The 17425-nt window shown below is 54.3% G+C and carries 17 protein-coding genes; 2 read left to right on the forward strand and 15 right to left on the reverse strand.

The genetic code is table 11. The features are described 5' to 3' along the window. Positions 1-59 precede the first annotated feature (59 nt). The 4 genes from F5984_RS11165 to F5984_RS11180 form a co-directional block, all read right to left on the reverse strand. Entirely contained in the window at positions 60-638 is a 579-nt protein-coding gene (locus F5984_RS11165; RefSeq protein ID WP_185155483.1) for a DUF4142 domain-containing protein, read from the reverse strand. A 139-nt stretch (positions 639-777) separates the two neighbouring features. Next, complete coding sequence (locus F5984_RS11170) at positions 778-1812, reverse strand: MlaD family protein (protein ID WP_152124321.1); 1035 nt, start codon at positions 1810-1812, stop codon at positions 778-780. Between the two features lie 27 nt (positions 1813-1839). Then, on the reverse strand, positions 1840-2604 hold the full coding sequence (locus F5984_RS11175; RefSeq protein WP_152124322.1) for an ABC transporter ATP-binding protein: 765 nt from the start codon (positions 2602-2604) through the stop codon (positions 1840-1842). Positions 2605-2629: 25 nt separating this feature from the next. Continuing rightward, positions 2630-3430, reverse strand: coding sequence for an MlaE family ABC transporter permease (locus tag F5984_RS11180; RefSeq protein ID WP_152124323.1), 801 nt, complete (start codon positions 3428-3430; stop codon positions 2630-2632). Positions 3431-3540: 110 nt separating this feature from the next. On the opposite strand from F5984_RS11180, the gene F5984_RS11185 reads away from it, so the two are divergent. Further along, on the forward strand, positions 3541-4659 hold the full coding sequence (locus F5984_RS11185) for a lactonase family protein (protein ID WP_152124324.1): 1119 nt from the start codon (positions 3541-3543) through the stop codon (positions 4657-4659). Between the two features lie 92 nt (positions 4660-4751). Here F5984_RS11185 and F5984_RS11190 read toward each other — a convergent pair whose 3' ends face one another. From F5984_RS11190 to F5984_RS11215, 6 genes are all read right to left on the reverse strand, one after another. Then, the gene (locus tag F5984_RS11190) at positions 4752-5633 is read right to left on the reverse strand and encodes a flavin reductase family protein (RefSeq protein ID WP_152124325.1); all 882 of its coding nucleotides are present in this window, start codon (positions 5631-5633) and stop codon (positions 4752-4754) included. A gap of 13 nt (positions 5634-5646) precedes the next feature. Next, positions 5647-6807 carry a fumarylacetoacetase gene (fahA, locus tag F5984_RS11195; RefSeq protein ID WP_152124326.1) on the reverse strand — a complete coding sequence of 387 codons (1161 nt, stop codon included), beginning with the start codon at positions 6805-6807 and terminating at the stop codon, positions 5647-5649. A 165-nt stretch (positions 6808-6972) separates the two neighbouring features. Then, positions 6973-7440 (reverse strand): MarR family winged helix-turn-helix transcriptional regulator, encoded by a 468-nt coding sequence (locus F5984_RS11200; protein ID WP_152124327.1) that lies wholly within the window; start codon positions 7438-7440, stop codon positions 6973-6975. Positions 7441-7639: 199 nt separating this feature from the next. Beyond that, the gene (gene phhA / locus F5984_RS11205) at positions 7640-8386 is read right to left on the reverse strand and encodes a phenylalanine 4-monooxygenase (protein ID WP_152124495.1); all 747 of its coding nucleotides are present in this window, start codon (positions 8384-8386) and stop codon (positions 7640-7642) included. 100 nt (positions 8387-8486) lie between these two features. Further along, a complete protein-coding gene (gene hppD / locus F5984_RS11210; protein WP_152124328.1) occupies positions 8487-9617 on the reverse strand; it encodes a 4-hydroxyphenylpyruvate dioxygenase in 1131 nt (376 codons plus the stop codon). Between the two features lie 100 nt (positions 9618-9717). Beyond that, on the reverse strand, positions 9718-10887 hold the full coding sequence (locus tag F5984_RS11215) for a homogentisate 1,2-dioxygenase (protein WP_152124329.1): 1170 nt from the start codon (positions 10885-10887) through the stop codon (positions 9718-9720). A gap of 263 nt (positions 10888-11150) precedes the next feature. On the opposite strand from F5984_RS11215, the gene F5984_RS11220 reads away from it, so the two are divergent. Next, entirely contained in the window at positions 11151-12071 is a 921-nt protein-coding gene (locus F5984_RS11220) for a nucleotidyltransferase family protein (RefSeq protein WP_152124330.1), read from the forward strand. A gap of 221 nt (positions 12072-12292) precedes the next feature. Here the strand turns inward: F5984_RS11220 and F5984_RS11225 are convergent, their stop codons facing one another. The 5 genes from F5984_RS11225 to F5984_RS11245 all read right to left on the reverse strand — a co-directional run bounded on the left by F5984_RS11225 (position 12293) and on the right by F5984_RS11245 (position 17380). Then, positions 12293-12478 carry a hypothetical protein gene (locus F5984_RS11225; RefSeq protein WP_019990206.1) on the reverse strand — a complete coding sequence of 62 codons (186 nt, stop codon included), beginning with the start codon at positions 12476-12478 and terminating at the stop codon, positions 12293-12295. A 102-nt stretch (positions 12479-12580) separates the two neighbouring features. Then, entirely contained in the window at positions 12581-12949 is a 369-nt protein-coding gene (locus tag F5984_RS11230; RefSeq protein ID WP_152124331.1) for a heavy-metal-associated domain-containing protein, read from the reverse strand. A 93-nt stretch (positions 12950-13042) separates the two neighbouring features. Further along, the gene (locus F5984_RS11235; RefSeq protein ID WP_152124332.1) at positions 13043-14476 is read right to left on the reverse strand and encodes a hypothetical protein; all 1434 of its coding nucleotides are present in this window, start codon (positions 14474-14476) and stop codon (positions 13043-13045) included. A gap of 100 nt (positions 14477-14576) precedes the next feature. Further along, positions 14577-15149 (reverse strand): AraC family transcriptional regulator, encoded by a 573-nt coding sequence (locus tag F5984_RS11240; protein ID WP_152124333.1) that lies wholly within the window; start codon positions 15147-15149, stop codon positions 14577-14579. Further along, entirely contained in the window at positions 15146-17380 is a 2235-nt protein-coding gene (locus tag F5984_RS11245) for a TonB-dependent receptor (RefSeq protein ID WP_152124334.1), read from the reverse strand. Before F5984_RS11245 ends, F5984_RS11240 begins: the two co-directional genes overlap by 4 nt. Positions 17381-17425 lie beyond the last annotated feature (45 nt).

The following is a 17425-nucleotide window of genomic DNA, read 5'->3' on the forward strand; positions in this document are numbered from 1 at the left end:
GTCTAGTGTCTGAAGTTCGAATATCAAACACTCTACGAACTCCTAACTACTTACCCCCTTTACCCCAGCACGTTACGGAGCGATTTGGCCCGGTCGGCGCGTTGGTTGGCTTCTTTTTCTGCCCGATTACCGTACTCCCGCACCGCATCGTTGGGGGCATCATCGGCAAGGTCGTCGGCGAGGTCCGACATCTGATTGGTGATTTTCTGGATTTGCTCCAGGTATTTGAGGTCGAACGCAGTGCCTGCTTTTTCACCGGTCAGGTCTTCCACTCGGTCGCGCCCTTCGGCCGACAGTTCGGTGGGCAGCACAATTTTCAGGTCACGGGCCAAATCGCGCAGGGCTTTATCCTGCTGCGCGTACCGGTTCACGGCCTGCTGCGCCAATGCCTTTACCTCAGGATTGGTAGCCTGCCGCAAAGCCGCCTGACTCAGTTCGTACTCGGTGAGGTTCATGCTCGTCAGCTCCACCAGCCGGGCAGCCGTTTTTTTAGCGTCCTGCTTAGCCTCGTCGCTAACCCCCACTGCCTGCGCGTCGATGCGCTGTTCGTTGGCCTCGTTCGCCTTGTTATCACTGTCGTTGCCGCCACAGGCTTGCAGAAGCAAACCCAGCACGACGATTGAAAGGTATCGGTTCATAAGCGAATGTACAATGTAAAATGCAAAATGAATCATTGGATTACCAATTGACAATCAACCCTTTCACTATACATTTTACACTATACTTTATACATTTGATTTTGACTGGGAATTTAAAACGAAGGAATCAACCCTGCCCTTAGTTACCCGCGTTGGCTTGCCGCGCTGCGCTATCGGCGGGGGCTGTTTGGGCGGCTTTTTCGGCCTTCTCTTTCTCCTTGGCCCGGCGACGGAAAAACCCGCGTAACAGGAAATTATGTTGCAGGGCCTCCATGTTTTCGTCCAGCTTTTTGGTCCCCTGATTCAGGTTACTCAACGTGCCGCGCACATCGTTGTTCACGCTCGGGTCGTTGAGAAGCAGCCCCACCAGGTTGTCTTTGCTATTGAGACGGTCGCTTGCTTTGCGCATGTCGTCGGTTACTTCGGTGGCCATATTGGCGGCATCGCGCAGCCGGGCCGACGTCAGCCGGATGTTACTGTACACGGCCGTGTCCGACACGAGCTGGTTAGGCAGGCCACGCTTGTCGTTGAGTTTAGCCGCAAACGCCGACAGCGACCCCGACGCTTTGGCGGCACTGCCCGATGCTTGCTGCAAGTTACTCACCATGCTCTCGAACCGGTACGCCAGCAGTGAATCGGTCAATACGGCCCCGGCCACGCCTTTGCCCTGCTTAATCTGGCCAATGATGTTTTTCACATCGGTGGTGATACGCAACAGGTTGTTGTTGTTTTCCTGGAGGGTTTCGAGCAGTTGGTCGGAGCTGAGGGCTGTGCGTACCGCCAGCCGGTCGCCGTCTTCCACGGGCTCAACGCGGGGGCTGCCCCCCACAATCATCACAATTTTATTGCCGATAAGCCCGTCGGAGCTAATGGTTGCCTGCGCGTCTTTACGGATATACGCCTGCGACTTTTCTTCGATGTTCATGTCGACCTCCACCTGCGAATTGCCGAAGAAGCTAATCCGCCGAACCGTTCCGACTTTCACGCCCGAAAACCAGACGTTGTTTCCTACTTTAAGGCCACCTACATCGTCGAAGATAGCTTTCACCATCACGGTTTTCACAAACCGTTTCTGCTGCCCGCCGAGGAACAACACGCCCCCGATGAAAATGATAATCCCGATGAGCACAAAAAGGCCAACGGTAATCGATCGTTTATTGTCTGCTGCTTTCATGTGTCTAAAATTTGGCTTGTGGATGGTCTATGACATGCGTCGTTCTTCCACGAAATTGTAATTGTAAAACTGCTGCACGCGCTCGTCGTCGGTGTCGAATACCTCTTCAAACGTCCCGACACGTTGAAACTGCCCGTCGAATAGCATGGCTACCCGGTCGCCTACAGCTTTGGCGCAGGTGAGGTCGTGCGTAATCACAATCGACGAGGTCTTGTAGCGTTCTTTCACCTCGTTGATCAGATTGTTGATGTCAATACAGGTAATCGGGTCAAGGCCGGCCGTGGGTTCGTCGTAGAGCATCACCTCGGGCTTCAGAATAAGCGTGCGGGCAATACCGATCCGCTTGCGTTGCCCACCCGATAGTTCAGACGGCATCTGGTTGATCGTCTGGCTCAGCCCCACGTTGTCGAGGGCTTCTTCTACCGCCTGGTCGATTTCTTTGCGGCTCAGGTTGCGCGCGTTCCGCACGAGCGGAAACTCCAGGTTTTCGCGCACGGTCATACTGTCGTACAGGGCACTGTTCTGAAACGAAAACCCAATCTTGAGCCGGAGCGCGTCGAGTTCTTTGCGGGAGAGCTCCTCCACCTGTTGCCCGAAGGCCGTAATGGTCCCCGAATCGGCCTTGAGCAGCCCGACCAGTATTTTGATCAGCACCGATTTTCCCGTTCCCGACCGGCCCAGTACCACCAGGTTTTCGCCCTTGTACAGGTCGAGGTCAACGCCCTGCAACACCTTATAGTCGCCAAAGGCAATGCGGAGGTCGCGGATTGAAATAACAACTTCATTGTTCATGTGTGTAGTGAATGGCTGGGTGGGACTATGTACCGCGAATGGCGTTGACAATCTGCAAAGCCAGCAGTTCTTCAATAAAGACGAGGAACATGGTGGTTACCACGGCTGAGTTGGCCGCTTTACCGACACCCTCCGTTCCCTTCGATGAGTTGTAACCTTTGTAACAGCCGACCATACCGATGGTAAACCCAAACACGAAGGTTTTGATGAGCGACGCGAAAATGTCGAGAAACGAAATAGCCTCGAACACATCGGTGATAAACGTCAGAAAGCTGGTGGCTTCGTTCTGCGTCACGTTGACAAACGCCCCCAGCAACCCCACAAATACGGTGTACACCATGAGCGTGGGCAGCATGAGGGTGGTAGCCAGTACGCGGGTCACGACCAGGAACTTGAACGGATTAGTAGCTGACACCTCCATCGCGTCGATCTGTTCGGTTACGCGCATAGACCCCAACTCGGCCCCGATGTTGGAGCCCACCCGGCCGGCCGCAATCAGGGCCGTAACCAGCGGAGCCAACGCCCGAACCAGCGCAATGGCAATGAGCGACGGCAACCAGGAGGTAGCCCCAAACTCAGCCAACGACGGCCGCGACTGATTCGTGAATACAATCCCTGTGATAAAACCCGTCAGGGAAATGAGCGGCAACGAGCGTACCCCTACCTCGTAACACTGGCGAATAATTTCTTTGAACTCGTAAGGGGGCTGAAAAACTTCTTTGAAAAACTGACCGACGAAGCCCGCTACGTCGCTCAGCGTAATCAGCATGCGCCCAAAACGTCTGGGCGTGCTGGCGGTCTCGGTTCCTGTAGTGCTGGTGTTCATTCTGTACTTTTTAAGAGATACTACCAAAGTAGTACAGCACTCATAACAGGAATCTGGAACGGTGGTTTAATTTTGTGAGTGAAGGGAATACATCCCGCAAAACCCTCTCTATGACGCGTCTTCTGACCTTTGTACTGGCTTCTTTTCTGAGCCTCTCGGCAACCGCCCAACTCCTGCACGTAGGCACCTATACTGTTCGCGGCAGCGAGGGAATTTACACCCTGCGTTTCGACCCTAAAACGGGCAAGCTAACCCCACTGAGCAGTGTTCGAAACCAGAAAAGCCCTTCGTTTGTAGCCATCCGGCCGGGTGGTAAATTTCTGTACGCTGTAAACGAGGCCGACAATGCCGGGGCTACCCGCGCGGGGGCCGTCAGCGCCTACACGCGCGACCCTAAAACCGGTGCGCTGACGTTTATCAACGAAACCTCGGCCTTCGGACGGGGCCCTTGCCATATCAGCGTCGACAAAACGGGGCGGTGGGCAGTTATCTCAAATTACACAAGCGGCAGCTGGCGGGTGTATGGCATCAATGCCGATGGCTCGCTCGGCGCATTGACCGATAGCCTGAGTTTTTCGGGGAAAGGCGTAAATCAGAGTCGGCAGGAAGGCCCGCACGTACACTCGGCCACTATCTCGGCCGATAATCGGTTTGTGTACATCGCCGACCTCGGTACCGATAAGCTGCATACCTACGCCCTCAACACCAAAACGGGGAAACTAACCCCTGCCACGACGCCCGTTGTGACGGTTCAACCCGGTTCGGGGCCGCGCCATGTGGCTATTCACCCAAACGGGCGTTTCCTGTACCTGGCCGAAGAGATGACGTCGTCGGTGGCAGTATTTAGCCGGAATCCCCAAACGGGCGCGCTCTCGCTCATGGGCGACCGTGTGGCCAGCCTACCCGCCGACTTTACGGGCGATAATACCCATGCCGATATTCATACCGATCCGGCAGGCAAGCATCTGTACGTTTCGAATCGGGGGCATAATTCACTCAGTATCTTCGCTATCGCGGCCGACGGCACGCTCAAACTGATTGGGCATCAGCCGGTAAAAGGAGCTAAACCCCGCAATTTTATGGTACACCCAAGCGGGCAGTACGTGCTGGTTGCCAATCAGGACACCGACAATGTTGTGGTGTTCCGGCGCGACCCCAAAACGGGCCTCCTCACCGACACCGGCGAGCAAGCCAGCGTGCCCTCACCCGTGTGTTTGAAAATGGAGTAATCAGATTCGGCTGTGCGTAGAGATGACATCTCTGCGTGGGGCCTCTGTTCAGGGAAGTCAATCGCCAGAGATGTCATCTCTTTGTATGAAGCCTACGCCACCAGCAACGTAAGCCAGGCTTCAGTTACGTTGCCCTCGGCCAGAAGCTGTTTGGCGCGTAGGTGCAACAAATCAGGTAGGTATTGGCAACCGAAGCGGGCTTCGTCCATGAGTGACCGGACGGCTTCGGTTTGCCGATAAGCCGCCACTTCGTCGGGAGTGGGCAGGGTTTTGGCGCTTCCCAACCTACCCAGGTCGTTGCCTGTCAGGATGTTGCTATTCCGAATCGGGAGCGGTATCTGATCCACCCCAACGCCCATTTGCGGGCGAGCCACTTCAAACAAAGCGGCATCATTGGCCCGCACATACCAGTCGGCCCCAAGCCGACCAACCAAATCAATTCGGAACGGGTCAATCTGACCGTTAGCGTCGAAAATCTCGTCGTGAAAATGGGCCAGTACCACCTCGCACACCACGAGCGTACCGGCACCCGGCGCATCGCCAAGGGGCACCAGTTGCCGCACCACACACTCGTACGATACGGGAGCCTCGGCCACGCGCGGGGGCACCACCCGCTCGGAGGGCAGGGGGGTAAAACCCGCCTTATCGAACTCGTTAACGTGCCGGTCGAACTCAGCACTCGCCAACGACATCTGCTCCACCATCCGGTGACTCACCACGTTGATAGTCACCTCAGGCACTTCCTCCACGTTGAGCAGGGCGTGTTTTTTATGGCCATGCCGATTGCGGCTGGGCGAAAACACCAGCATCGGCGGGTTGAACCCGAAAATATTGAAAAAGCTATAGGGCGACAGGTTCACGTGCCCCTCTTTGCTGATGGTGCTCACAAACGCAATGGGTCGGGGCGCTATGGAGCTATTCAAAAGCCGATAAAAATCGGGAACGCTTAGGTCCTGTGGGGAAATGGTTTTCATCCGAATGTGCTTCTTATCCAACTATACGGCCCGTGACTTCGCCAAGTTCCTGCCGGTGCCCATCGGGGGCGAAAAAGGCCCGCATCGTCACCCGGTCTCCGTCGAGCAAAAAGGTGCGGGTACTCCCATCGGGCAGGGTCAGCGGGCGGGTGCCGTTCCAGCTCTGTTCGAGCAGCGAGCCGCTTTCGTCGGGCGTGGGACCGGAAATGGTACCGGTAGCCAGAATATCGCCCACGTTCAGATTGCAGCCGTTGACGGTGTGGTGGGCAATCATCTGGGCAAATGACCAGTACAGATACCGGGCGTTACTACGGGTAATGCAGGCATCGTTGAGCCAAACCTCCAGCCGAATGTCAAAATGCCCCGGCCCTGAGGGTTGTAAGTATGGCAAGGGACGCGGGTGCTGCTCAGGGCCAGCGCAACGGACCGGCTCAAGCTCATGAAAGGGCAACACCCAGGCCGACATCGACGAGCCAAAGTTTTTACCCAGAAACGGCCCCAGAGGCTGGTATTCCCACCGCTGAATATCGCGGGCCGACCAGTCGTTGAACAACACCAGACCGAAAATATAGTCTTCGGCTTCGTCAATGGGAACGGGCTGCCCCAGGGGGGAGGCTTTACCAATTACTAACCCCAGTTCGAGTTCGAAATCAAGAGCCGCCGATGGTCGGAATTCGGGTTGTTTGTCGGCATTGAGCACCTGCCCCGATGGCCGCCGAATGGGTGTCCCCGACACCACAATGCTCGACGCCCGGCCGTGATAGGCCACCGGCATATGCCGATAGTTGGCCAGCAACGGGTCGCCATCGGGTCTGAATATACGGCCCACATGTTCGGCATGGTGAATGCCCGCGTAAAAATCGGTGTAATCGCCAATGTGTACGGGCCGGTGCAGGGTTGCCCGCGTCGCCCGGATAAGTACCTGATCGTGCACCTCGCGCAGGGCGTCCTCGTTGTTGGCCAGTAGTTCGCCGATACGGTTGCTCACGGCGCGGCAGGTAGCCCGGCCCAACGCCATAAATGGGTTCAGCACCGGCTGGGCAAAGACCGACGGATTGATGTTGAGTGGGTTGAAGTAGCCCAACAGGGCCACAGTTTCAAGGTCGAGAATAAAGTCGCCGTGCCGGTAACCTACGCGGGGCGACGCAATATCGTAACTGAAGATGCCGTACATAGGTACATGGTTTAAGCCAGTTTTGGGTTTAGGGTTTATCGTTTTGTTTGGCAACTCGTTCTGAAATAGCGAATTGCATGAAACATTAAACCAGAAACCAAGAACCAAAAACCACTTAGAAAGCCAGACAAGGACAAAAGCGCCTAAGCCGGGCAACCTTTTGTGTTACACATCAGCCGTTGCGGTCTTACCCTCGTCGTCATTAAAGTTTTGATAGATTTCGTCCATAATCCGAACGAAATGCCGGTAATCGTCTTCACTTAAACTCCCCCACCCTTTACGCCGAATTTCGACCACAGCCGGGAGCATTTGTTCGTACACCTGCTCGCCGGTTTGCGTAAGCGACACCAGAAACTTGCGCCGGTCGTCGCCGGCCATTCGGCGCTCAACCAGTTCTTTTTTCACCAGCAGATCAATAATCCGGGTTACAGTGGGCGCATCCTTAGCCGTCATTTCGGCCAGTGTAGCCTGAGCAATACCGGGATTTCGGTGCAAATGATCCACCACTACCCATTGGTCTACCGTGAGGTCGAAACCAGCTTCCACAAATCGCTTTTGCAACGCATTGCGGATTTTCTTGATGGTCGTGTCGATCTTAAAAAAATAGGCACGGGAATCGGACGGATGAGTCATTACAACGAACAGTGAACAGGAAACAACTATCAACGAGCAGTGAGCAACGAACAACCAACCGTGAACGGAGTGTGTGATTGTTTGTCCAAAAGGATGGCAAGATAATCGTTTGGGCGTTTCCGATTGTTATCGGTAGCTCAGGGTTCGCCCTTTCCTACCCACTGTTCGTTGTTAACTGTTCATTGTTCGTTGATAGTTGTTAACTGTTCACTGCCAACAACTCTTCCAGCTTGGCCTCGATCTCCGGTACCGAGTGGTACAGCTGCTCGTATGAGTCGATCACAAAGTAGCGTTCCTGAAACCGGTCTATGACGTAGGGGGTCTGTAACAGGGTTTCTACCTTGTACGGAATCCGCTGCGGCACGTCGCTTTCGAGGGCGTAGATAGTCTCGCCCGGCGACGACAGGATACCCCCGCCGTAAATACGCAACCCCTTGCGGCCCAACGAGCTATTCTCCTGGATAAGCCCAAACTCCACCGTGTACCAGTACAGCTGGGCAATCATCTGAATGGCCTCTTCATTATCGACATGCGCGAGAGCGATACGGCTCAGTGCCGCCAGAAAATCGCAGAAATGGCTATTGGTCAGCACGGGTACATGCCCAAACGTGTCGTGAAACATATCGGGTTCGGGCAGGTAATCGAGTTGCTCGCGAGTGCGTAGCCAGGTCGTAGCCGGAAACTGCCGGTCGGCCATCAGCTCAAAAAACTCACGGTTGCCAATCAGACCCGGCACAGCCACTACGCGCCAGCCCGTAAGCGGACGCAGGCGCGGGTTGAGGTCTTCTTCGAAGTTCGGAATCCGCGCATTCGGGAAACCTGTAGCCACAATTCCGTCCATATAAGCCTGACTGGCACGACCGGGCAAACGCTCCATCTGCCGTTCGAAAAGCAACTTCCAAACGGCCTGATCGTCGGGGGTGTAAGCTGAATAGTCCTGGATCATAGTTTTGTAGAGACGCATAGTTGCGTCTCATTTGCGTCAGCCTTTTACAAAAAAGCATTCCGTATCTGAGACGCAAGTATGCGTCTCTACAGGCGGGTTATTACAATGTTCCCCGTAACTCCTGCTCACGTTCAATGGCTTCGAACAGGGCTTTGAAGTTTCCCTTTCCGAACGAACGGGCTCCTTTGCGCTGAATAATCTCGAAGAAGAGCGTAGGCCGTGGGGTGACGGGCTTCGTGAAAATCTGAAGCAGGTACCCCTCCTCGTCGCGGTCGACCAGGATACCCAACGGGCGCAGCGTTTCAATTTCCTCGTCAATCTGCCCAACGCGGTCTTTCAGATCGTCGTAATAGGCATCGGGCACCCGTAAAAACTCAACACCCCGGTCGCGGAGGGCCGTTACGGTTTCCACAATATTGTCGGTAGCCACGGCGATGTGCTGTACCCCGGCCCCTTCGTAGAAATTGATGTATTCCTCAATCTGCGATTTTTTCTTACCCTCGGCCGGCTCGTTGATCGGGAACTTAATCCGACCGTTGCCGTTGCTCATCACCTTGCTCATCAGAGCCGTGTAATCGGTCGAGATGTCCTTATCATCGAACGAAACAAGCTGGCTAAAGCCCATCACTTCGCCATAGAACCGGGTCCAGGTGTTCATCTCGTTCCAGCCCACATTACCTACCATATGGTCTACGTACCTGAGCCCTACGGGTGTGGGTTGGTAATGCGGGTTCCAGGCTTTGTAGCCGGGCAGGAAAGGCCCACCGTAGGCGTTGCGCTCCACAAACACGTGCACTGTATCGCCATAAGTATGAATTCCTGAGCGCACCACGTACCCGTTCTGATCTTCTTCGCGGGTAGGCTCCATAAACGGACGCGCGCCCCGGCTCGTGGTTTCGGCGAAGGCCTGCGTGGCATCGTCAACCCACAGGGCTACAACCCGCACACCATCACCATGTTGGTCGATGTGGCGGCCCATTTCGGTCTTGCTGTGGAGTGGTGAGGTGAGCACCATTCGGATTTTATCCTGCACCACTACGTACGACTCACGGTCGCGCAGGCCCGTTTCCAGACCGGCATAGGCCAACGGCTGAAAACCGAAAGCGGTCTGAAAGTAATGTGCTGCCTGCCGGGCGTTGCTTACGTACAGTTCAATATAATCGGTGCCGTTGAGCGGCAGAAAATCAACCGATTGAGAAGTTTCTGGTTTGAGAAGTTCGAGCGTTTCCATTGTTAGTTTGTTGATGCAATTCGTACGCGATACATCGCGTCTACTATAGTATCGCAGAAAAGAGACGCGACGTATCGCGTCTGTACCTAAAGGCCACGGTTTATTCGATCCATGATTTCCAGTACACGCCATCATCGATGGTCATGGCCTGTTCGGTCAGCATCAGCGGCCGAAACGTGTCGACCATCACGGCGTATTCTTCCGTACCGGTCTTGCCGATACTCCGCTCCATAGCGCCGGGTGCCGGGCCGTGCGGAATGCCGCCGGGGTGCAGCGTAATGTGCCCCGGTGCAATGTCGTTGCGCGACATAAAGTCGCCATCAACGTAGTAGATCACCTCGTCGGAGTCGATGTTGGAGTGATTGTACGGAGCCGGAATGGCCTTCGGATGGTAGTCGTACAACCGCGGGCAGAACGAGCACACCACAAAGGAGTCGGTCTGAAACGTTTGATGCACCGGCGGTGGCTGGTGAACACGGCCCGTTATCGGCTCAAAATCCTGAATATTAAAGGCGTATGGAAAATTGTATCCATCCCACCCGACCACATCGAACGGGTGCGTAGCATACACGAGCGTATGAATAGCCCCCTGTTTCTTGATCTTCATGATGAACTCGCCCGTCTCATCATGCGTCTCCAGATCCTGCGGACGCCGGATGTCGCGCTCGCAAAACGGCGAATGTTCGAGCAGCTGCCCAAAATGGTTGCGGTAGCGCTTGGGCGTATATATGGGCGAGTGCGACTCTACATACAGCAAGCGCACGGGTTCGCCATCATTCAGTTCAAACTGATAGATCATTCCCCGCGGAATCACGAGGTAATCACCGTACCCAAAGTCGATGGAGCCGAGTAGCGTACGTAGCTTGCCTGTACCCCGGTGCACGAAAATCAGTTCGTCGGCGTCGGCATTTTTATAAAAATACTCGTTCATAGACCGCTGTGGGGCAGCTACTCCGAGTACCAGATCCTTATTGAACAGAAGCGGAGTCCGGCTATCGAGAAAATCGGTCTGAGCCTCAGAGCCGATGTTGAAACCGACGAGCTTCCGGGCGAGCATGTTTTTTTCTACCGCCACCCTCGGCGCAGCCTCGACACTGTCGAGCACCGCTTTCACCTGCGTAGGCCGGTGAACGTGGTACAACAGCGACGACATACCATCAAAACCAATAGTACCGAACAGCTGCTCGTAATACAGCTTGCCCGAACCACCGGGTTTCTCGAACTGCGTATGCCGCTTGCGCGGAATCTGGCCGAGGGTGTGATAGAACATGTTCTTGTTGATGAAGTGCAATACTTGTTAAAGCAACAATTGTTTAACGCACAATTATAGAGACAAGTTTTGAAAATTTGAACGAAACCGCGAAAAAAAGTGATGTTAAGCTGATTGAATGGTCGTAAAAGCGGCTTCGCACAGGGGTATTACCGAGCTCACCCGGTTTTGGCTACCTTTGGGGGCTCGGTTCGTGCTATCCGCACCGACCTGCTATCGGTTTACACAGACACAGTTTCCTTTTCAAACCTTATTCTCGACGAATGCAACCTACACTCCTGATCTTAGCCGCTGGTATGGGTAGCCGGTATGGTGGTGTCAAGCAATTGGATCAGTTTGGCCCTCACGGCGAAACCATTATCGACTACTCTCTTTTCGATGCTATCCGGGCCGGCTTCGGCAAAGTCGTTTTTATCATCCGTGAAGAACTCCGGGCCGACTTTGAAGAGATTTTCCTCCCGAAACTACAGGGCAAAATTCAGGTCGATTTTGCCATTCAGGCCCTCGGCTCCTACGTGCCGGTAGAGCTGGGTGCCGTTGAGCGTACCAAGCCCTGGGGCACGGGCCATGCCGTTTTATGCGCCAAAGACCACACCGAAACACCGTTTGCCGTTATCAACGCCGACGATTTTTACGGCTATCAGGCCTTTGAACTGATTAGTCAGTTTCTGCAAACTGACACCGACGATCAGCTGCATGCCATGGTGGCTTACGAGGTTAAAAATACGCTCTCGGAAAATGGCTCGGTATCGCGCGGGGTTTGTGAAGTGAACGAGTCGGGCAATCTGACGTCGGTTATTGAGCGTACCAAAATTTACGAGCAGGAAGGCGACCCCGCCGGTAGCCGCATCGTGTTTGAGGAAGCCGACGGCCTGACTCCTCTTTCGCCCAATACCCCTGTTTCGATGAACTTCTGGGGTTTCAAACCATCGGTTTTCCCCCTGATTCAGAAGCAGTTTGAGAGTTATGCCGTGGCTAATATCGACTCACCCAAGGCTGAGTTTTATATCCCGACGGTAATGACTAACCTGATTCAGACCAACACGGGCCATTGTAAGGTGTTCCGCAGTCAGTCAGCCTGGTTCGGTGTCACTTACCCCGAAGACAAACCCACGGTGCAGGCCGCCCTCAACGCGCTCCATGCCGAAGGTGCCTACCCCGACCGGCTTTGGGATAACGCTTAAACCGTGAATGGATAATGTATATTCAGTACTGGACATTCGGACTTCAGACACTGGACGTTAGACTTACTACCATTCTGTAGGGAGGTCTAACGTCTAATGTCCAACATCGAATGTCCAGTACTGTACACTATTCGTTATACATTTCATTCGGCTCCATTCCGTAACAAAACGAGTCGTGACTTTCGGGTCACGACTCGTTTTGTATGCAGACCCGTCAAAGGTCATTTTGCTGTATCACTCGTTGTGCGAATCAGGCTGATGCCCGTAAAGAAGAAAATAGCGCCGAGGCCGAGGTAAACCAGCGAAGCCTGCGCTACTCCGCCCGCCATGAGGTCTTTGCCCCCTAAAAGTAAGCCTATCAACCCAAGCAGGGTCAGGATAATGCCGAAGATGCGTTTAACATTCATAACCGTTGAGTTTGTGTACGTGAATTTTACTCATACAAACGCACATCGCTCATAACCGGCTACGCAACTTAGGGAATGGCCCACTTGCAGAAGGCCGACGCATTAATGGTGACCTTTGCCATCGCTATGGCCATCCTTCTTGCAGCAGGCCGGTAGCTTGTCATATCCTTTAGCATCGGCCGCCACTTCGTCGGCATCGTAGCCCGTTTTGGTGATGTTAGACTTGATCTTAGCCACATCCGTTTTTTTCGGATTATACTTCACCGTTACTACCTTATCCTCCAGGTTCAGGGTCGATTCGCGCACCCCTTTCTCAAACGCGAGGTTGCGCTCAATGCGCTCTTTGCACATTTCGCACACCGCCGACGTTTTGATTTTTACTTCTTTCTCCTTGTCATCGGCCGAAGTCCAGGCCGTCAGACCAACGAGTAAGAAGAAAGCGGCAATCAGAGAAAATACGTTCGTTTTCATGGTTTGTACAATTGGTTTTGGTGAAATCTGGAGTCACCCAAACGCTTTGACCGTTCTATCTATCAAACGTTTAAGCAACTTTGTTTGGTTCGTTTAACGCATGCGCATCGGGGCGGGTGTAATGCGGAGGTATACCTGCCCCGACAAAGGCATACGACCGTACAGGGTTTGTAAATACCGGTCGGGCATACCGGCGGTCAGCTGCGCCCCGGCTACCAGATCGGTGTTGAGATACCGCACCACCCGGTAATTAAGCCCGAGCGTCAGGTTATCGACGTTCACGTGCCGGGGCACCGAGTTGTCATTATCGTCCGCAATGCCCAGCTCCTCCGGCGATTTGGTGATGTTCTCGTACCGGCCGTATAAAGCCACCCGACCAGCCTGAAAACTCGTTTCGGCCAGGTAGGCATTCTCCGCTTCGTTGTCGTGTACGTTTTGCCCCCAAACGAGTGCCGATGTAACGTAGAAATCGGGTGAGCCATTCAGCGTTACGCTGTGCAACAACGATGCCGTGGTACGCCGTACATCGCCCGGATGCGCTATTTCCGGATTTTTCAACCACCCCTGCGATACCTGCAACGCCAGTGAGGGCGTGGGATTCACCGACAGGCGGTACGAGTAACTATCGAACCGGGGCCGGTCTATTCCGAGCCGGGCTTCGTCGGGCTCACGCCCCGTAAACGACGAGGCCTCGATTTTGGCAATGCCGTACCGGAACCCCGCCGTTGCTACGCCAAACGTGATGTGGGTAGCGTCCATCCAGTGATGCCCCAGGGGCGAGTCGGGATTATTGAACGACGAAATCCGGTGCATAAAGGCGGGTGGCCCCAGAGCCGGTTCGCCGGGTAACCCGACGTACACAAAAGCGTCGGCCTTGGGGCTAAACGAATGGCTATACCCGACCGATAGCTCCGAAAACAAATCGTGCTGATGCTGCCGGTCGACAAGGGGTCGATTTTGGTAGGTTTCGCCCGACTGAAACAACAACGGGTACCCTCCTTTGCCCACCGTGAACGGATCGAGCGAAAGCATCGCTTTTATCGACAGGAGCCCTCGTTTCCCTACGTTTCGCTGCGCCATACCCATAAACCAGTTGGGTGCGTCGAACTGCTGCGCGCGACCCTTCCCGTTGGGGTTATTGATATTCTGGTTAGTGTGCCGCAAAAACACGCTGTAGTGCAACATATACATCCAGCCCGAAGGTCGGTGACTCATGTAGGCATACATGGGTGTCTGATCGGGGTGCCACGAGGTACCCGAACCATTTCGGTTCATGGGCAGACTCCGCGAATACAAGTGCGACATACTCATGCCCCCATGATTCATGTCGGCACCGGTACGCGTCATTCCCTGGTGGTCTGCCCCATTCATATTACCGTGGTTCTGGTGCATGGGCTGCTGTTCTCCGTTGGTGGGCTTCCCCACCGAATCGCGTTTAGCGGGCATGGTATGCCCGTGGTGTTCGTGCTGAGCCTGTAGGGCCGGGGCCACGAGGCTCAGTGACAGAAGCAAAAAGAAGTTTTTCATAACGTTGGTTGTGATGAGGCAAAGGTAGACCCCTCAGCCCGACCACGTTGTATAGGATTGTCGATCTGACGTACAGGTTTTTAACCCGTATGAGCGCCAATCATCCCGTGAGCTTGTCCAATTCTTTCCGATTGGCCTGTGCCGCCTTCCGGTACCCGCCCGGAGTTTGGCCCGTTACCTGCCGAAACTGGTTCGACAAATGCTGCGAACTGCTGTAACCAAGCCGAAAGGCAATCTCCGACAGGCTCAGTTCGTCGTACCGCAGATACTCTTTTACTTTCTCGGTTTTCAGGGCTATGATGTACTTTTCGATAGTTATACCCTCATTGGCCGAAAACAGATGGCTCAAAAACGAGTAATCATACCCCATTTTCCGCTCCAGAAAAGCCGAAAAGTTCTCGCTGTTGCGCCGTTCTCCTTTTCCGTGTTGAATTTCATTCACAAGCAGGGCTTTCATCTGCTCTAGCAGGCTCTGCCGACGGTTATCGACCAGGTCAAACTCGTTGGCCCGTAGTACCTCACGTACGGCATCGAGCGAAACCGTGGGCGGTAACCCTTCAATCTCAACCTCGCCCAGCTCAACCGACCGAACGTTGATGCCCAGTTTTTCCAGTTCCTCGCGGACCACCCGCTTGCAGCGTCCGCACACCATGTTCCGAATTGTGAGCGTCATAGCGTTTTGAGTCTAAATCCTACATAAACCATGGCCCCGGTGATAGGCCCCCAAACCCGGCTTGCCGCATCGAAGTTGGGGCCAAACGGCATATCAGCGTGCATAATGGGGTCGAGCTGCCGAAACCCGGTCAGGTTTTCGCCCCCAATGTAGAGTTCGAGTCCATTGCGGAACGTCCGCGAGACCTGAGCGTTCAGATTGGCAAAGCCGGGCGCCCGGTCGGTGCGCATATTGGCATAGCCGGGGTGTAGGTAGCCATCAGCCATGTACGGAATCCGCTTAGGTCCGTTCCATTGGAGCGTGGCATCGAACTTCCACTTGTCGTACGGCAGAGCGTAGCCAACGTTGAACAACACCCGGTCGCGGCTCACCATCATACGCTCCAGCAAAACCGACTCCCCAAAGGCAGCCCCCAGCGACTGCCGCACATCGAACAAACGGTAGGCGGCTTTCACTTCCATCCGCCGAATCGGCTGCAGGTTTAACTCAGCCTGAAAACTGTTGGCGAACGATTTACCCTGAAGCTGGTAGAAATTGATCTGACGCGGATGCTCCAGGTCGACCACCATCTGCTGGGTGAAGTTGGTGCGGAAATAATCGAGAATAAAACTGGCTTTGTTGCCGAACATCAAAAACTCATTAGTCAGGCCCAGACCGTAGTTCCAGGATACCTCGGGTCGGAGTGGGCTACGGAAAAATACCTCCCGTGAGCTAACGAAATACCCAAAGTTCTCCGCCATCAGGTTGGGTACCCGAAAGCCACGCCCGGCCGAAGCACGGGCTGTTATGACATTGTGAATATGATATTTGGCATGTACCCGTGGCGACCATTGCGCACCGTACAGATTGTGAACGTCGATCCGGTTACCCACTACGAGCGCAAATCGCTCCGGGTAGGTGTAGGTGTACTCAAAAAAGGCACCTGGCACTGATTCGGTCCGGTTGGTGGGTAGCAACTTTTGCTTGTAGCTTTCATTGTACCGGTCGAGCATATAACTCACCCCCGTTTTAAACGTGTGGTTCGTATTGTCGATAATGGACTGGTAAATGAGATTTGCGTACACCATCTGCTGATTGCCCGAGTACGGTGCAAACCCAAAGCGAGCATCCTGCTCATGGTTCAACGCGTTCAGAATCAGACCCAGCCCCCGGTAGGGCTTGTCAGGGTACAGACGGGCCATTTTTGAGAAAAACTCAAGCCGTTTTGTCCCATTGGTAAATTCGTACTTCGGTCCATTTACGGCCGCTACCTGTCCCCCTTCGCGGTCTTCGTACAGGGCTTTAAAACCAAACTGCGCCATAAACCGCTCACTATTGTACTTCCAGCGATTAATAGCGTTGTACTGCCGGTACATGGGCAGATCGAGGAAGTTGTCGCCGTTCTGGTCAATCCGAGTCCGTAGCGCGCTCACGTGCCCCAGGCCCCCTACGCTCCATTTTTTCGACAGCGCGCGCGATACGTTTACGTTGCCCTCAACCCGACCAAACGTGTTGGCGTAGCCGTTCAGTAACCATTGGGTACGCTCGGTTTCGGCTTTGAAATCGGGCTTTTGCAGTTCGATATTGAGAGCACCGGTCATTCCTTCGTACCCGTTCACCACCGAACCTACTCCCTTGCCCACGTCGATACTGGTAATCCAAGTGCCGGGAATGTAGCTCATGCCGAACGTACTGGCCAGGCCCCGGATATTCGGGATATTTTCAACGTTAGTTTGTACATACTGCCCCCCCAGCCCCAGAAACTGAATCTGACGGGCACCGGTCACGGCGTCGCTGTACGACACACTCACCGACGCATTCGTTTCAAAACTTTCGGAGAGGTTGCAACAGGCTGCTTTGGCCAGCGTGCGCTGGGTGAGCACCTCCGTCTGAATCGGATTGAGCCGATCTATTTGGGTAGTTCCTCCGGCCGAAACAACCACTTCTTTAAGAGTGGTTTCGGCGCGCAGTGTTACGCGGATCTCGGCAGACGGATCGCTGATGGTAACTGTATCTGGCTTGTAGCCTACGTAACTGATTACGAGTCGAGATTGCCCCTCGGGCTGGGTAAGCTGAAACCGGCCGACCGAGTCGGTAGCCGTACCCGTGGTTGTACTACTCCAATACACATTGGCGCCTACCAGTGGTACGGGTTTGTTGGCAACCGTTTCGAATACGGTGCCCTGAATGGTCTGGGCCCACGACGTGGCCGACAGGCCTATAAATAAGCCTATAATGAGAAGATAACGCATGATGGTTGAGAATGGGTAAAACAAAAACAGCCCGTATCCAGACGG

The organism is Rudanella paleaurantiibacter, from assembly GCF_009184635.1.
Classification (GTDB): domain Bacteria; phylum Bacteroidota; class Bacteroidia; order Cytophagales; family Spirosomataceae; genus Rudanella; species Rudanella paleaurantiibacter.

Coding starts and splice junctions, on each gene's coding strand:
- F5984_RS11235 (WP_152124332.1), bottom strand. CDS start 14,476: ATGAAAAACTTCTTTTTGCTTCTGTCACTGAGCCTCGTGGCCCCGGCC.
- F5984_RS11185 (WP_152124324.1), top strand. CDS start 3,541: ATGACGCGTCTTCTGACCTTTGTACTGGCTTCTTTTCTGAGCCTCTCG.
- F5984_RS11230 (WP_152124331.1), bottom strand. CDS start 12,949: ATGAAAACGAACGTATTTTCTCTGATTGCCGCTTTCTTCTTACTCGTT.
- F5984_RS11220 (WP_152124330.1), top strand. CDS start 11,151: ATGCAACCTACACTCCTGATCTTAGCCGCTGGTATGGGTAGCCGGTAT.
- F5984_RS11215 (WP_152124329.1), bottom strand. CDS start 10,887: ATGTTCTATCACACCCTCGGCCAGATTCCGCGCAAGCGGCATACGCAG.
- F5984_RS11165 (WP_185155483.1), bottom strand. CDS start 638: ATGAACCGATACCTTTCAATCGTCGTGCTGGGTTTGCTTCTGCAAGCC.
- F5984_RS11180 (WP_152124323.1), bottom strand. CDS start 3,430: ATGAACACCAGCACTACAGGAACCGAGACCGCCAGCACGCCCAGACGT.
- phhA (WP_152124495.1), bottom strand. CDS start 8,386: ATGATCCAGGACTATTCAGCTTACACCCCCGACGATCAGGCCGTTTGG.
- F5984_RS11175 (WP_152124322.1), bottom strand. CDS start 2,604: ATGAACAATGAAGTTGTTATTTCAATCCGCGACCTCCGCATTGCCTTT.
- hppD (WP_152124328.1), bottom strand. CDS start 9,617: ATGGAAACGCTCGAACTTCTCAAACCAGAAACTTCTCAATCGGTTGAT.
- F5984_RS11245 (WP_152124334.1), bottom strand. CDS start 17,380: ATGCGTTATCTTCTCATTATAGGCTTATTTATAGGCCTGTCGGCCACG.
- F5984_RS11200 (WP_152124327.1), bottom strand. CDS start 7,440: ATGACTCATCCGTCCGATTCCCGTGCCTATTTTTTTAAGATCGACACG.
- fahA (WP_152124326.1), bottom strand. CDS start 6,807: ATGTACGGCATCTTCAGTTACGATATTGCGTCGCCCCGCGTAGGTTAC.
- F5984_RS11190 (WP_152124325.1), bottom strand. CDS start 5,633: ATGAAAACCATTTCCCCACAGGACCTAAGCGTTCCCGATTTTTATCGG.
- F5984_RS11225 (WP_019990206.1), bottom strand. CDS start 12,478: ATGAATGTTAAACGCATCTTCGGCATTATCCTGACCCTGCTTGGGTTG.
- F5984_RS11170 (WP_152124321.1), bottom strand. CDS start 1,812: ATGAAAGCAGCAGACAATAAACGATCGATTACCGTTGGCCTTTTTGTG.
- F5984_RS11240 (WP_152124333.1), bottom strand. CDS start 15,149: ATGACGCTCACAATTCGGAACATGGTGTGCGGACGCTGCAAGCGGGTG.